Annotated in this window: 1 protein-coding gene; it reads left to right on the top strand. The window is 53.5% G+C overall.

Features of this window, described 5'->3' with window-relative positions:
• A partial coding sequence (locus tag CW742_RS12825) for a hypothetical protein (RefSeq protein WP_292420979.1) occupies positions 1–1,475 on the top strand: 1,475 nt, incomplete at both ends.

The following is a 1,475-nucleotide window of genomic DNA, read 5'->3' on the forward strand; positions in this document are numbered from 1 at the left end:
AATCCACTTACGATACCATTCCCCCCTATTGGCTGCAGAGTTGTGAAAACCTGGTCAATTACGAAGCAACGGTCACGATCCCGTTCACGATACCAGCAGGGGTGAACCTCTCGCGGGTATATGATTACCCTTACCTTTCGTTTGACGGCCCTGGCGACAGCCGGGGGGGGACGAATGTCCCGGACTGTTCGAATGTGTTTGGATACCACTGCGAAGACCCGATCTATTCTGTGAACGGAGTGGAGATGACGGACTGGATTGGCCCATATGGTGCAACGTCCAGCTTCGGACGGGTCAACCCCGCGATCCTGGCAATTGGGGTCAATACCCTGACAATCAAAAGCAAACCCCTCTGGCGCTACGTGGATTACCAGGGGTATTCCGATGGACCGTTCTACACGGGACGGGTTGACATCGACGATGTGTATATGATCATCCAGACATCGTATTCCCAGTCAGAGATGCCGGAGCTGCGTGATCTTACGATAAGTCCGGATATTCTTCTTGCCACTCATGACATCACCATCAGCCCGGTGGTAAAACCCGGATCTCCCGAATGGAAGATTGTTGGCATCTCCTATTATGTGTTTGACATTAAGACCGGCGATATGGATCTTCACCGGGTCCTTCCGGATACCGGTGACCTGACCTACCGGCCGGCTCCCGGCAACTATGGCCGGAAATGGTTAAAAGCAAAGATGCATGTAGTGGACCAGTTGACCGGGCACCGGGAAATCTCTGAGATCACCGTCCCAATAAGCATCTATTTTGAGAAGGGGCAGTACCCGAACTGGGTGAAAGATGATGGGGTCTTTCCCAACTGGTACGTATACTGGATGGAGGATGGCGCCGTCCCAGGACTTTCGGGAACACTTGAGAATTGTGCTCCCATAGAGACCTGCGTTTCGGTACTCTATGACGATAATATGCCCGGGTACGGGATCACTACACCCACAGGACTTATCGGAGTTTTTTCTCTGGCCGGAGCAGTCCATTACAACACCCCGCTGGTACTTCCAACAACGGTCCTGGAACCCGCAGGAGAGTCCTTTGGCGGGCCTGATATCAATGGCATCGACAGCGTAGCGGAGATTATCGCGCACGAGAATTACCACAAATGGGTCGATGAGCAATGGAAAACAGGAGGAAGTTTCGAGGGTAGTACGGATACAGACTACAATGTTGTTGGAAACAAAACGTATAATGATAAACTTCCCGATGATTACGAAACGGCGACCTCAAAAACCCATACCACGATCACGGATACCTACCTGCTCGAAGGGTACAAGCACCCGACGTACCGTTATTACGGGGACAAAGACTACATGGCGATGCGGGCCGGGAACGGGGGCCGGGGGATTCCCGAAAACGACTGGGCGTACCCGGGCAAGCAGGCAGGAGGTGTCGTGGAGATCCCCGGGATAAAACCCCCGGCAGCAGGCGCCTGCGAGGGCATGTGTGACATCGTCTCGGAG

Origin of the sequence: Methanoregula sp. (assembly GCF_002835825.1) — an archaeon.
GTDB lineage: Archaea > Halobacteriota > Methanomicrobia > Methanomicrobiales > Methanospirillaceae > Methanoregula.